The 13,262-nt window shown below is 72.5% G+C and carries 11 protein-coding genes; 3 read left to right on the top strand and 8 right to left on the bottom strand.

Annotation, left to right across the window (positions count from 1 at the left end; all coding sequences use genetic code 11):
- Positions 1 to 36: 36 nt before the first annotated feature.
- Positions 37 to 1,002: a PaaX family transcriptional regulator gene (locus BA062_RS10670; RefSeq protein WP_110335889.1), complete on the bottom strand. Its 966-nt coding sequence runs from the start codon at positions 1,000 to 1,002 to the stop codon at positions 37 to 39.
- A 149-nt stretch (positions 1,003 to 1,151) separates the two neighbouring features.
- Between BA062_RS10670 and BA062_RS10675 the strand changes: the two genes are divergently transcribed.
- From BA062_RS10675 to BA062_RS10685, 3 genes are read left to right on the top strand one after another with little or no spacing between them, the layout of a single operon-like run.
- Positions 1,152 to 2,093: an alpha/beta hydrolase gene (locus BA062_RS10675; RefSeq protein ID WP_110335890.1), complete on the top strand. Its 942-nt coding sequence runs from the start codon at positions 1,152 to 1,154 to the stop codon at positions 2,091 to 2,093.
- A gap of 3 nt (positions 2,094 to 2,096) precedes the next feature.
- A complete protein-coding gene (locus BA062_RS10680) occupies positions 2,097 to 3,479 on the top strand; it encodes an alpha/beta hydrolase (RefSeq protein WP_245959767.1) in 1,383 nt (460 codons plus the stop codon).
- A complete protein-coding gene (locus tag BA062_RS10685) occupies positions 3,476 to 5,242 on the top strand; it encodes a CocE/NonD family hydrolase (protein WP_110335891.1) in 1,767 nt (588 codons plus the stop codon). The genes BA062_RS10680 and BA062_RS10685 overlap by 4 nt, the downstream gene beginning before the upstream one ends.
- Positions 5,243 to 5,316: 74 nt before the next feature.
- On the opposite strand, the gene BA062_RS10690 is transcribed toward BA062_RS10685, so the two are convergent.
- Genes BA062_RS10690 through BA062_RS10720 form a run of 7 tightly spaced genes read right to left on the bottom strand, consistent with a single transcriptional unit; the run spans position 5,317 to position 13,261 of the window.
- Positions 5,317 to 6,807, bottom strand: coding sequence for an MDR family MFS transporter (locus tag BA062_RS10690; protein ID WP_245959768.1), 1,491 nt, complete (start codon positions 6,805 to 6,807; stop codon positions 5,317 to 5,319).
- Positions 6,800 to 8,050, bottom strand: a complete 1,251-nt coding sequence (locus tag BA062_RS10695) for a 2-hydroxyacyl-CoA dehydratase family protein (RefSeq protein ID WP_110335893.1) — start codon at positions 8,048 to 8,050, stop codon at positions 6,800 to 6,802. Before BA062_RS10695 ends, BA062_RS10690 begins: the two co-directional genes overlap by 8 nt.
- Positions 8,047 to 9,135 (bottom strand): 2-hydroxyacyl-CoA dehydratase subunit D, encoded by a 1,089-nt coding sequence (locus BA062_RS10700; RefSeq protein WP_110335894.1) that lies wholly within the window; start codon positions 9,133 to 9,135, stop codon positions 8,047 to 8,049. The genes BA062_RS10695 and BA062_RS10700 overlap by 4 nt, the downstream gene beginning before the upstream one ends.
- Before the next feature lie 31 nt (positions 9,136 to 9,166).
- Positions 9,167 to 10,405 carry a CaiB/BaiF CoA transferase family protein gene (locus tag BA062_RS10705; protein ID WP_110335895.1) on the bottom strand — a complete coding sequence of 413 codons (1,239 nt, stop codon included), beginning with the start codon at positions 10,403 to 10,405 and terminating at the stop codon, positions 9,167 to 9,169.
- Entirely contained in the window at positions 10,402 to 11,547 is a 1,146-nt protein-coding gene (locus BA062_RS10710; protein ID WP_110335896.1) for a CapA family protein, read from the bottom strand. The genes BA062_RS10705 and BA062_RS10710 overlap by 4 nt, the downstream gene beginning before the upstream one ends.
- Positions 11,544 to 12,350, bottom strand: coding sequence for an amino acid ABC transporter ATP-binding protein (locus tag BA062_RS10715; protein WP_110335897.1), 807 nt, complete (start codon positions 12,348 to 12,350; stop codon positions 11,544 to 11,546). Before BA062_RS10715 ends, BA062_RS10710 begins: the two co-directional genes overlap by 4 nt.
- On the bottom strand, positions 12,347 to 13,261 hold the full coding sequence (locus tag BA062_RS10720) for an amino acid ABC transporter permease (RefSeq protein WP_110335898.1): 915 nt from the start codon (positions 13,259 to 13,261) through the stop codon (positions 12,347 to 12,349). The genes BA062_RS10715 and BA062_RS10720 overlap by 4 nt, the downstream gene beginning before the upstream one ends.
- Position 13,262: the final 1 nt, after the last annotated feature.

A 13,262-nucleotide genomic window follows, 5' to 3' on the forward strand; every position in this document is an offset into this window, starting at 1 on the left:
TACACAGGCATGTCCGAGAGGACAAGAAGCAGTTGCCTATTGCTCGTCCAGGTGCCTGCCGATCGGTCCGGCCCAGCTCGGTGCTCCGTCGCTGGGCCAATCGGGCTGATCGGCGGGCTCGCCGCGCGCGATGTCGTCGCTCGTGCGGTACGCGGCGAGGCCGGCCAGGGCGGGGGCGTGCGGCGCGAGCAGCTGGCGGAAGCGCTGCTCGGCGATCGGCCCCAGCGTGTCGTAGATGTCGATGAAGCACTGCCGGGCCTCGCGCCGGGGCCAGTCGTCCGGCAGGAGCTCGCCGGGCAGGTCCGGGTCGAGGTCGGGGAACTGGCGCCACTCGGTCATGAGTAGCGTGCGCCCGATCAGCGCCTCGGCCGGGCCGACGGTCCCGGCGGCGACACGGGCACGCAGTCCGGCGTGGCGGTCCAGAAAGGCCAGGTAGGACTCGCGAAGACTCTCGAGGTTCCACGCGCGCAGCGGGTGCCCGCGCTCCGGGGTGGCGGGGGCGAGCTCCGCGCGGGAGATGGTGGCGGCCTCGACGGCCAGCTCGGTGAGCACGTCGAGTGCGGCCGCGCCGGTGTCCCACGGGCAGACCCACACGCCGTCGTACAGGGGCGCGAACCCGAGCCAGCGCAGGCGGCTGCGCAGGGTGCGCCGGTTCTCGCGCTGCTCCTCCGGGATCGAGAACATCGCGAAGGTCCACCTGCCGTCCCACTCGCGCTTCTCCGCGCCGAACTCCAGCAGGCGCCTCAGGTGGTTGACGATCAGCTCGTGGGTGCGGGCGGGCACGCCGTAGGCGGTGGTGCGGCCCGACTTCGACGCCACGATGAGCCCGCGGGCGGCCGCCCGCCGGATGGCGGCGCGCGCGGCGGTCTCGGTGAGCCCGAACTCGCGCAGCAGCCCGGCGAGCGCCGAGGACGGGAGGTGCTCGGGGCGCCAGAACCAGTAGTCGCCGAGCAGGGTGCCCAGCAGTCGTTGTGAATGCTGTGGCCCGGCGTCCCCGTTCATGCGCCGAGTCTAGGCGGCCGTCACCGCCGCCCAGATAGGAAACACAATGATTGACGGTCGCCACGAGAATAGTTCATCCTGTTGCGGGCGCTCGACGACTGAGCTTCCATCGGGCTCGGCGCCGCGCCAGGAGAGAGAGGCATTGTGCCGTGAAGCTGTCCCTCCGCATTCCGCTCGTCACCGCGCTCGCCACCGTTTTGGTGGTCACCGCCGCGAGTGCGTTGTTCTCCCCACCGCAGCCTCGAACGTCCCCGGCCGCGCCGAGGACGGCGGCGATCGACACCTTCCACCCCGTCGTCCGGGAGCCCGCGCGGCACACCCGCGACCTCGCCGCCGAGTACACCGTGTACCGCCCAGCCGATCTCCGTGCCGTGCGGGGGAAGCTGCCGGTCGTCGTGTTCGGCAACGGCGCGTGCAGGCACACCAGCAACCACGTGCTCATCGGCACTCACATGCTGCTGGCCGCACACGGGTTCCTGGTGGTCTCGGTCGGCGGCTTCGACAACCCGACCTACGACGAGAACGGCACGCCCGTACCCGAGGTGCTGCTGGACGGCATCACGTGGGCCGAACGGGAGAACCGGCGCGCGGACAGCCCGCTGCGGCACCGGATCGACACCGGCCGCGTCGCGGTCGCCGGCAACTCGTGCGGCGGGCTGGAGGCCCTCGTCGCGGGTGCCGATCCGCGGGTGACGTCCGTGCTCTCCCTCAACAGCGGCTTCTTCGCCGACGGCCGGTACGGCTACGGCCGCGAGGAGCTGGCGAAGCTGCACACGCCGGTGCTGTTCCTCGACGGCGGGCCCACCGATCAGGCGTACGAGAACACGATCGCCAACTACGACCTGGTGACCGTGCCCGCGGTGCGGGCGAGCAACCCGTCGGCGGGCCACAGTGGATTCTGGTACGGCGTGCGCGACGGCGACACCGACGCGACCATCCGCGAGGAGGCCGTCACCACGCTCGTGCAGTGGCTCGACCTCACCCTCAACGGCAATCCCGACGCTCGTGCCTACTTCCTCGGCGATGCCTGCGGATTATGCGGCGTGCCCGGCTGGTCGGTCTCGGTGAAGAACTTCCGGACGGGGGAGTAGCCGATGCGCGCAACGGTTCTCCGTCGCCTGACGACGGTGCTCGCCCTCGTGCTGGCGGCTACGGGAATGCCCTCGGCCGCGGCCGCCGAGCCCGCGCCGGGTTGCCTCGCGAGCACGGCGGCACGGCACCAGTGCGCCGAGGGCACCCTCGCCGACGGCACGCCCTACCGGTTCGTCCGGCCGGACCGGTGGAACGGCATCGTGCTGGTGGACCTCGACTTCGCGAGCAGGGCACCCGGTGACGCGCTCGCGGGACGCCTCGTCGACCTTGGCTACGCGGTCGGCGGCACCACCCGCACCGTCACCGGCTGGGAGATCGCCGCGGCGATCGACAACCAGGCCGCAGCGCTGGACCGGTTCGAGGCGGCGTTCGGCAAGGCCCGCTGGGCGATCGCGTCGGGACGGTCCATGGGCGGCATGGTGTCGGCGGGCGTGGCCCAGGTGCATCCGGACCGCTTCGCCGCCGCGGTGCCGTTCTGCGGTGGTCTCGGCGGGGCCGTCGGGCAGTGGAACCAGAAGCTCGACACCGTCTTCACCCTCAAGACGTTGCTGTTCGCCGACACCGCCCTGCCGGTCACCGGCATTCCCGCCGACGTCGCCGGTGCGCAACGGGCGTGGCTCGGGGCGGTCGGCGAGGCCCAGCGGACGCCGGAGGGCAGGGCCCGCATCGCGCTCGCGGCCGCCATCGGCCAGCTGCCCGCGTGGGGGCTCACCGCTGAGGGCGAGCCGACTCCGCGACCGGATCCGCGCGATGCGGCCGCGTTGCAGGAGGGCATGTACCTCGCGCTGGCCGGGGGAGCGTTGCCGTACCTGGGCCAGGCGATGAGCAGCAGGCGCACCATCGAGCAGCTCACGGGCGGCAACCCGTCCTGGAACACCGGGGTGGACTACGCCCGCCAGCTCGCGCTCGCCGAGCCGGCGCACCGCCGCGCGGTCCGCGAGCTCTACGCCCGCGCCGGACTCGACCTCGGCGCCGATCTGCGTACGCTCGCCGGCGCACCCAGGATCCGGGCCGACCGCCACGCGGTGTCCACTGTGGAGCGGGGCATCGTGTTCGACGGCGACCTGCGGATCCCGGTGCTGACCGTGAACCCCATCGGGGATCAGATCTCGACGGTGGCGCAGCAGCAGTCCTACGGCGCCGTGGTGCGCGAGAAGGGGAACGCGGCGCTGCTGCGGCAGACCTACCTGGCCACGGCCGGGCACTGCACGTTCACCACGGCCGAGCAGGAGGCCGCGATCACCGCGATGACCCACCGGCTGCGCACGGGTCACTGGGGCCCGACGAACGCCGAGGCGATGAACCGGCTGGCCCGGTCGGACCGCTACCTCGGCTACCGCCCGCCGGTCTTCAACCGTCCCTACTACGGCGAGGAGAACAGGTGAGAGCGCTCTGGCGAGCCACGCTCGCGACGTTGTTGCTGATCGCCACGGCGGCCCCGGCCGCCGTGGCCGAACCGGAGCCGCGCGTGTCGCGGCCCGGTGAGTACTCGGGCTACGCGGAAGCCCGCTACGACGAGTGGGTGCGTACCTCGCAGTACGTGCCGATGCGCGACGGCACGCGGCTCGCCGTCGACCTCTACCGGCCCGCCGTCGACGGACGTGCGGTGGACACGCCGTACCCCGTGGTGTGGGAGCACCAGCTGAGCCGTGCGTCCCGCGCGGAGGACGGTTCGGTGAGCCTGCGCGGGGTGACCAGCGGGATGGCGGAGCTGACCCGCTACGGCTACGTGGTGGCCTTCGTCGACCGGCGCGGCAACGGCGCGTCCTTCGGCACGATGAAGGGCTACCACTCGCGCACCGAGGCGGCCGACGCCTACGACGTGATGGATTGGCTGGCGACGCAACCGTGGAGCGACGGGCGGATCGGGGTGTTCGGCTGCTCCAACACCGGCGAGGCGGCGATGCACGCGGCGACGGCCGGTTCGCCACACCTGAAGGCCGTCTTCGCGGGCAACTACTCCTTCCACAAGTACGACGGCTTCGAGCGGGGCGGCATCCGCGCCAACTGGGGCGTGGGTCCGAACCGGACGCTCAAGGAGGACCTGCGCAACCTCCCGGTCGACGCCGATCCGAATGGCGAGCTGCTGTACCAGGCAGCACTGCAGCACCGGGACAACACCGTGTTGCGGGACATGTGGCGGGAGGCTCCGTTCCGGGACAGCCACGTCGAGTCGGTGGGCACGCGGCCGTGGCTCGACTACAGCGTCGCCACCTACGCCGAGCAGATCGAGCGCTCCGGTGTGCCGATCTACAGCTACGACGGCTGGGACGACGACTTCCGCAAGGAGATCCTCGTGAGCGCGGCGTCGCTGTCCAACCCCCACAAGGTGCTCATCGGTCCCTGGCCGCACTGTGGCCACGACGGCTTCGACCTGGTGGCGGAGCGGCACCGGTTCTTCGACTACTGGCTCAAGGGCATCGACAACGGGATCATGGCGGAACCGCCGGTGCACTACTACACGGTTTCCGGTGAGTCCGGCCGGTGGCGCTCCGCGGAGTCGTGGCCGCCGAAGCAGCGCGCGGTGCGGTACTACCTCGCGGACGGTCCCACGGGCACTGTCGGCTCGGTGAACGACGGCGGGCTCACCACGCGGCCTCCGCACGGCGGCGCCGACGACTACCGCGTCGACTACTCGGTGAGCTGCCCGGAGCCGGTCGGGCTGAACCAGACGTGCCCGCAGGACGAGAAGGGCCTCACCTACACGAGCGCACCGCTGGCGAGGGACACCGAGCTCACCGGTCATCCGGTGGTGTCGCTGCGGTTGTCGTCGACGGCGGCGGACGGCAACGTCTTCGCCTACCTCGAATCCGTCGCCCCGGACGGCAGCGTGCGCATCCTGACCGACGGCAGGCTCCGGCTGTCACTGCGGGACACGGCGAAGGCGCCCTACGACGTGCTGGGCACGCCGTGGCACCGCGGGTTCGAGCGCGACGCCGAGCCGATGCGGCCGGGCAGGGCGGAACGGGTGTCCTTCGACCTGTTGCCGGTGTCCACGGTGGTCCCGGCGGGGCACCGCCTGCGGGTGACGGTCACCGGCGCCGACGTGCGGGAGAGCAACCGCCAGGAGCACAACCCGGCACCCGTCTACACCGTCCACCGCACGCCGGGCGCATTCTCGTCGATCGACCTCCCCATCGCGCGCTGACAACCGTCCCCCAAGGCCACCTTTGTTGCGTTCAACGCAACAAAGGTGGCCTTGGGGGCGGTGACGTGCCCCCTTCAGCGCGTGCCCAGTGGGGTCTCCCTGAGCAGGAGTACCGCGGCGAGGGCCGCCAGTGCGAGGGGGATCGCGAGGACGAACACGGAGCCGAGGCCGCTGGTGTAGGCCACGCGGACCGCCTCGGCGAGGGCGGGCGGCAGTTCGGCGATGCGCTCGGGAGTCCCGAGCAGGCTCCGCACGTCGTCACCGGCGAGCCCGGAGCCCGCGAGCGCGGAAGGCAGGTCGCTGTGCAGCCGGGTGGTGATCACGGCGCCGAACGCGGCGACGCCGACCGCGCCGCCGAGGGTGCGGGTGAACGTCGCCGCCGAGCTGGCCACACCGAGATCACCGGGGCCCACGGAGTTCTGCGCGATCAGCACGAGTACCTGCTGAGTCATGCCGGTGCCGGCGCCCAGCACAGCCATGCCGGCGGCGAGCCACCACGATGCCGTGTCGGGCGCGAGCGGGGACAGCATGACCATCCCGGCCGTGAGCAGCGCGCAGCCCGCGACGGGGAACGCCTTCCACCGGCCGGTCCTCGCGATGAGGTACCCGGACAGTGTCGAGGCGATGATCATCGTGCCGATCTGGGGCAGCATGAGCAGACCGGCGGTCGTGGCGTCGTGCCCCCGCACCACCTGCAGGTACTGGGGCAGGTAGATGATCCCGCCGAACATCACGGCGCCGAGCAGGAAACCGGTGGCGCAGGCTACCGTGAAGGTGCGGGTGCGGAACAGCCGCGGCGGCAGGATCGGGTCGCTCGCGCGCCGCTCGTGCAGCACCGCCAGCACCGTCAGTGCGACGACACCCAGTCCGAACGCGACGGTGGGCCACGACGCCCACGGCCACGCGCGTCCGCCCGCGGACAGCAGCACGACGAGCCCGGTGGCCGCCGCGGCGAACAGGGTGCCGCCGGGCAGATCGACGGTTCCGCGCGGCTCGGCGGGCGCGCGGTGCGGGGCGAGGCGGACCAGCGCGGCGGCCAGCAGGGCCACGGGCACCACGCCGAGGAAACACCAGCGCCAGCCCAGCCCGGGCATGCCCACCAGCAGTCCGCCGATGAGCGGTCCCGCCACCGACGCGACACCGAAGGACACCCCGAACCACCCGGTGTAGCGGCCCCGTTCGCGCGCGGGCACCAGGCCGGCGATCAGGGTGTTGGTGAGCGCGAGCATCCCGCCCGCTGCGGCGCCCTGCACCGCGCGGCCCGCGATGAGCGTGCCCATGTCGGGGGCGCAGCCCGCGAGCACCGACCCGGCGACGAACACGCCGAGTGCGGCCAGGAGCAGCGGCCTCGGCCCCCTGCGGTCGGCCGCCTTGCCCCACAACGGCGTCGAGACCGTCATCGTGAGCAACGCCGCGCTCGCCACCCACGGCACCTGGTCCTGGCCGCCGAGCTCGCCCGCGATGGTCGGCAGCGCGATGCCGACGATGGTGTTGGTGAGCGAGCCGACGAACAACGCGACGAGCGCCCCGGACAGCACCGCCGGCATCGAGGGCGGTTCAGTCACGCGCGAGCACCCGGCGGTCGAGCCACTCACCGACGGTGCGCGTGATCGCCTCCGCGTCGGCGCCCCTGGAGTCCACGTTGTCCGCGCGCAGCTCCAGCACCGGGATCCCGGCCGCCTCGAGCGCACGCGTGGTGAAGTAGCCGCCGCGCGCGTCCTCGGACACCAGGTGCACCACGCCGTCGACGCCGTGGTGGCGGGCCTCCTTCACGTACCACTCCGCCGACCACGGCGGGGTGTAGAGCTGGTCGGAGAACGCGGCGAACCGCGCCGCGAGGGCGCGCAGCGGGTCGTCGCCGTAACGCAGGTAGCCGTCCGCGGCGATCGCGAGGTACATCGACCACACGAACACGGCGCCGTGGGACTCCTGGAACCGCCGGTAGAAGTCGAGGTCGAACCACAGGCCCCGGCCGATCCACATGAGCCGGGCCCGCTCGCCGGGACAGACGGCGGCTCCCTCGCCGACGCGCTCGGCGACCTCGTCGTGGAACGCCTTCGCCGCGTCTCTCGCCCACGTGGTGCCGCGATGCCACTGCGGGATCATCACGCTCGGGATGCTGTCCGTGACCGCCAACGGGCACGGCCGCGCCCGGGCGATGAGGTCACGGGTGCGCCGGTTCCACTCCTGCTGCTCGTTGACCAGTTCCATGACCTCGCGAAAGCGCGTCTCGGAGAACACCAGGCCCGTGGTCTGTTCCAGAAACCGGATCAGCCCTTCCAGCTCGCCGGTCAGCAGGTCGAGCCGGTCGCCGCCGACGGCCTCCTCCCAGCGCCTCGGCATCAGCTCCCACCACCGCACCGGGACGTCGTTCTCCGCCGCGCTCTCCAGCGGGTAGAACGTGATCCCCGGTTGCTCGCCCCAGACGTCGAAGATCTTGCGGGAGGCGTCGCCGGTGGTCTCCGCGAGCACGAGCGACGGCCGGGGCAGTCCGCCCCACGGCGCCGAGCCGGGATCCGGGTCGAACAGGGAACCGAGCGAGACGGAGCTGTACTGCTCGATGTGGTCTGGGTAGCCGCGCTCGCGCAGGTGGCCCAGATAGTCCTGGGTGCGCCGCTTCGCGGTGACGATCGAGGCCCACCACTGGTTCACGACATAGGGGATCCCCATCGCACGGAAGATCTCCTGCGGCGCGTCGGCGTTCACGAGGGCGAGCGGCGCACCGTCGGCCGCCTGCGTCCGAAGGCGGGCGAACCAGTCACGCTGGTAGGCGGTGGCCGCCGTGGCCGAGGCCAGCCGGGCGCTCATCGGACGGCCCCCACCGGTCCGCGCAGCCCGGCCGCGGCGGCCAGTGCGTCGTCGGTGAGCCCTCCGTAGGGCTGCCGGTCCAGCAGCACCGACGGCAGACCGCACAGGGCGCGCTGCGCGGGGAAGTCCCACGGTGGCGCGTCGTCGTGCACCCGCGCGTAGGAGATCAGCGCCCCGGCTCCGCGGGCGCGGGCGGCGGAGGAGGTGTGCTCGGCGCGCCGGCGGATGGACGCGCGCGGCGCGGAGGGCCCGTTGTGCTGGTACCGCTCGGCCAGCGCGAGCATCGTCGGCGCCTCCACGTCGCGCAGCGAGAGCAGGTCACCCCAGTCGTGGTCCTCGCCGACGATCACCAGCCCCGCCTCCTCCAGTGCCGCGTACACGCCGGGCTCGTCGTGCCCGCTGCCGGTGAGGAACACCCGTAGACCGTCCACCTCGGACGGTTGCTCGGCGAGCAGCCGCTCGGCGAGCGAGCACGCGTCCCGCACGGGCAGCCGGGTCGTGGCGGCCACCAGCGACAGCGCCTGCGTTCCGGACAGCAGCGCCGGGGTGCGCCCGCGCAGCTCACCGATCTCGCGCAGCAGGTGCCGCAGCCGGTTGTGCTGCCCGATCGCCTCCGCGAGGTCGTCGTCGGTGATCGGGCGGCCCGCCCACGTCTCCAGGGTCGCCCGCAGCCCGGCGAGCTTCGCGTGCACGTACCGGGTGGTGGTGCGATGCGGCAGGTGCAGCACGTCCACCAGCTGCACCGGGGGCAGCGGTGCCGCCGGGTCGATCCGTTTCAGTTCCCTGACCGCGTAGAACAGCCGCGACGACGCCTCGCAGTCGCGGCTCACCACCAGGCCGTCGAGGTGGCCGTAGGCGCCGTCGAGCAGCCGGGTGAGCACCGAGCGCGCGACCGGGTCGAGCCCCGTGCCGAGGTAGCGGTCGCCGGCGGTGCTCGGCTCGCCGGGCGAGCCGGTGAGCCGCAGCGGGTGCATCCCGGCGGCCGTCAGCAGTTCGACGGGCACGTCGGCGCCGACGTAGCCGACCACGGGACGGCTCCCGTCGGGTTCGGCGGGCGTGGCGAGCCGCGCGAGGGCAGCGGACATGGTTCTCCTTCCGGGAAACGGGTGCGCGGCGTCAGATCACGGCGTCGGCGGCGAGGTCGGCCAGTTCGTCCTCGCTGTAGCCGAGCCGCTCCCGGTACACGGCGTCGTTGTGCTCGCCGAGACCGGGAGCGGGCCGGTCGAAGCCCGCCCGCGCCGAGGAGAACCGGATGGGCACGCCGGTGGCCGCGAGGTCGGCGACGTCGCCGTAGCGGGGGTGCGTCACGGGGACCACCTCCTCGCGTTTCCGCACGAGCGGGTCGCGCACGGCGTCCCTCGGCTCGCGGACCTCGGCGGCGGGCACGCCCTCGGCGGTGAACGCGTCGATCACCTCGGCGAGCGGCCGCGCCCGGCACCACTGCCGGATGAGCTCGTGCAGCTCGTCGGCGTGCCGCACCCGCTGGTCCCGGTTGCGGAAACGGGCGTCGTCGATCAGGTCGGGCCTGCCGATCGCGCGCAGCACGCCGTGAGCGAACCCGTCGGTCGGCGCGCACAGCGCGAGGTGCCCGTCGGCGGCGGGCAGGATCCCGAACGGCGCGAGCCTCGGCACCATCGAGCCCGTGCGCTGCGGGAGGCCGACCGCGTCGAACGCGTCGAACGGTTCGCACGCCACGAGCGAGGTCAGCGCGCCCAGCATCGAGACGTCCACGTGCTGACCCTCGCCGGTGTGCTCGGCCTGCAGCAGCGCGGAGACCGTGCCGATCACCGCGAACAGCGGCGCGAGCATGTCGCCGACGGGCAGCCCGAACCGGACCGGGCCCTCGTCGGGCTCACCCGCGGTCATCATCACGCCGGAGAGCGCCTGGATGATCGAGTCCATCGCCTTGCCGGAGCCGGGGCCGCCCTGCGCGCCGAAACCGCTGATCGAGGTGTAGACGATCTTGGGGTTGAGCTCGCGCACGGCGGCGTAGTCGATGCCGAGCCGCTGGGTGACGCCGGGGCTGTAGTTCTCCACCACCACGTCGGCATCGCGCACGAGGTCGGCGAACACGGCGAGCGCGCGCGGGTTCTTGAGGTTGAGCGTGACGCTCTGCTTGTTGCGGCCGCGCACGAGCATCGACACGGACATGTCGTCGGCGTCCTCGCGGGCCAGCGAGAGACCGTCGCGGCCGACGTAGGGGGCGTTGTTGCGGGCCGAGTCCCCGCCGGTGGCCGGGTTCTCGACCTTGATCACGGTGGCGCCGAGGCCGGCGAGCAGCAGGGTGGCGTAGGGGCCGGCGAGGGCGGTGGTCAGGTCGATGACGGTGCGCCCGGCGAGTGGCTGGTCGGTCATGGTGTCCTTTCGGTGCTCTCGGGCTCGATGACGACGCGGTCGCCGCGCGGGGCGAACCGGCCGTTCAGCCCCGCTGCGCGGGTGATCTGCTCGATGTAGGCGGTGACGCGCTCGCCGTCGGGGGTTCCGCCGCAGGGCACGGGCCGCCCCCACTCGTCGATCCAGCACGGCACGAACCCGGCCTCCGCGAGACCGTTCGCGTCGAACCGGCACCACGCGATCGCGGTGTTGCGGCTCTCCGGATGGAACGGGTAGTACGGCATGTCCGGGTCGGGCGCGAAGCCGTACAGCTTCTTGCGTTTCTCGGCCCACGCCTCCAGCTCGGCGCTGGACTCGGCTCCCTGGCCGGGCGTGAGCGCGTGGGTGACGGTGACGAAGTTGCCGAGCCCGTGGAAGATCGGCCTGCCGCGGTGGGTCTCGATGCCGCGCATGATGTGCGCGTGGTGGGAGAACACCGCGTCGGCCCCCGCGTCGATCGCCGCGCGGGCGACCGGCCGCTCGTACATCGCGACCGCCGCGGGCGTGTGCCCGACGCCCTTGTGCAGTGACACGAGCACGACGTCGGCTTGCGCCCGGAGTGCCCGGACGTCGGACTCCATCGCCTCCAGGCTGTCCGGGTCGGCGAAGGTGTAGATCTTCGGCGGGCCACCGGGGCTGGCGTGGTCGAGCTCGTAGTGCGTGAGCACGTGTACGTAGGCGCAGCCGGGCTTGCGCGAGGTCGCCCACGACTCGCGCGGGCCAACACAGTTGTAGGACAGCACGCCCACGCGGAGCCCGCCGCGCTCGACGACCGCGGGGGTGCGCGCCTCGGCGAGGTTCGCGCCCGCGCCGGTGGGCACGAGCCCAGCGGCGCGGGCGTGGGCGACCGTGTCGGCGATGCCGACGTCGCCGGCATCGTGGATGTGGTTGCCCGCGAGGGTGACCACGTCGAAACCCGCGTCGGCGAGTGCGGGCAGCGCGGCCGGGTCGGCGGGCGGCGCCGGCACGTCGGTGCTCTGCGAGACGGTGGTGGTGGAGTGCGGCACCTCGACGTGCCCGATGGTGACGTCCGCGGCCCGCAGCAGCGTGGCAGCGGGTTCGAGGAACGACGCCGGGGCTGGCTCGTCGAGGATCAGGTCGCCGACGGACGCGACGGTGATCACGAGACACTCTCCACAGTGGATGGAACCGGCTGCGCGTTGTGGTGCCGGGCGAGGAACGACCGCAGGCGGGCGCTGCGGGGCGCGGTGAACAACTCCGAGGGCGGGCCGGACTCCACTACACGGCCCGCCTCCATGAACACGCAGCGGTCGGCCACCTCACGGGCGAAGGCCATCTCGTGGGTCACCACGACCATCGTCATGCCGTCGGCGGCAAGGCCGCGCATGACGCCGAGCACGTCCTCGACGAGCTCGGGGTCGAGTGCGCTGGTGGGCTCGTCGAACAGCGTGATCCTCGGCTTGGTCGCCACGGCGCGGGCGATCGCGACCCGCTGCTGCTGCCCGCCGGAGAGCTGGCGTGGGTAGTGCTGGGCGCGGTCGGCCAGGCCGACCCGTTCCAGCAGCTCCATCGCCTCGGACTCCGCGTCGGCCCGCGCCCGGCCGTGAACGCGAACGGGCGCCTCCGTGATGTTGCGCAGCACCGTGAAGTGGGGGATGAGGTTGAACTGCTGGAACACCATGCTCATCCGGCTGCGCTGGGCGGCGACCCTGCGCTCGCCCAGCGCCCGCAGCCCGCCCCGGTGCCGCTCGTAGCCGAGCAGCTCGCCGTCGAGGTAGACCGCGCCCGCGTCGATGGCCTCGAGCTGGTGCACGCACCGGATGAGCGTGGACTTGCCGGAGCCGGAGGGCCCGATCACCACGACGACCTCGCCCTCCCGCACGTCGAGGCTCACGTCGTCGAGCGCGGCGTGATCGCCGAATGTCTTGCGCACGCCCAGTACGCGCAGGGCCGGTTGTCCGGTCATGCTGCTGCTCCGTCCGATGTGGATACCGTGCGGCGACGCGACGTCGTGGCCGCCGTGTGGCCGCGGGAGAAGTGCCGTTCGAGCCAGCGCTGGCCGATGGTGAGCACGGTGACGACCACCAGGTACCAGAGGCACGCGACGATGAGCAGCGGCACGATCTGGTAGGTCCGGTTGTAGATCACCTGCACCGAGTGCAACAGGTCGGCCATCGCGATCACGGACACGAGCGCGGTTCCCTTGAGCACGCTGATGAACTGGCTGCCGCTCGGGGGGATGATCACGCGCATCGCCTGCGGGAGGACGACCCTGGCGAACGTCTGGGCCGGGGTGAACCCCATGGCTCTCGCGGCGTCGCGCTGACCGGGGTCGACGCCGAGCAGGCCCGCCCTGATGATCTCGGCCAGGTACGCGGACTCGACGAGCGACAGGCCGATGACGGCCGCGGTGAGCGGCGTGATCAGGGCGTTGGCGTCCCACGACGCGAACTCCGGTCCGAACGGGATGCCGATCGAGATGCGCGGCAGCAGGTAGGCGAGGTTGAACCAGAAGATCAGCTGCACCAGCGGCGGAATGCCGCGGAACACGCCGACGTAGAGGGTCGCCGCCCAGCGCAGCGGCGCGAAGTCGCTCAGCTGCGCCGCCGCGAGCAGCCCGCCGACCACCGAGCCGATGGCCATCGCCACCACCGCGAGCAGCACGGTGGTGGCCAGCCCGGACAGCACGGTCGGCTCGAACAGGTACTGCGCGACGACGTCCCATTCGAAGCGGTCGTTGTTCACGAGGAACCAGGCGAGCTGTGCGGCGACGACGGCGAGCGCGACGCCGGCCGCCCAGCGCCACGGCCGCGCGCGCCGCCGGGCGGTGGCGACGTCGTCGAACGCCTCGGACGGAGGCGCGGACAGGGTTGTCATG

The sequence above is a fragment of the Prauserella flavalba genome (assembly GCF_003202235.1).
In the GTDB taxonomy this organism is placed as follows: Bacteria; Actinomycetota; Actinomycetes; order Mycobacteriales; family Pseudonocardiaceae; genus Prauserella_A; species Prauserella_A flavalba.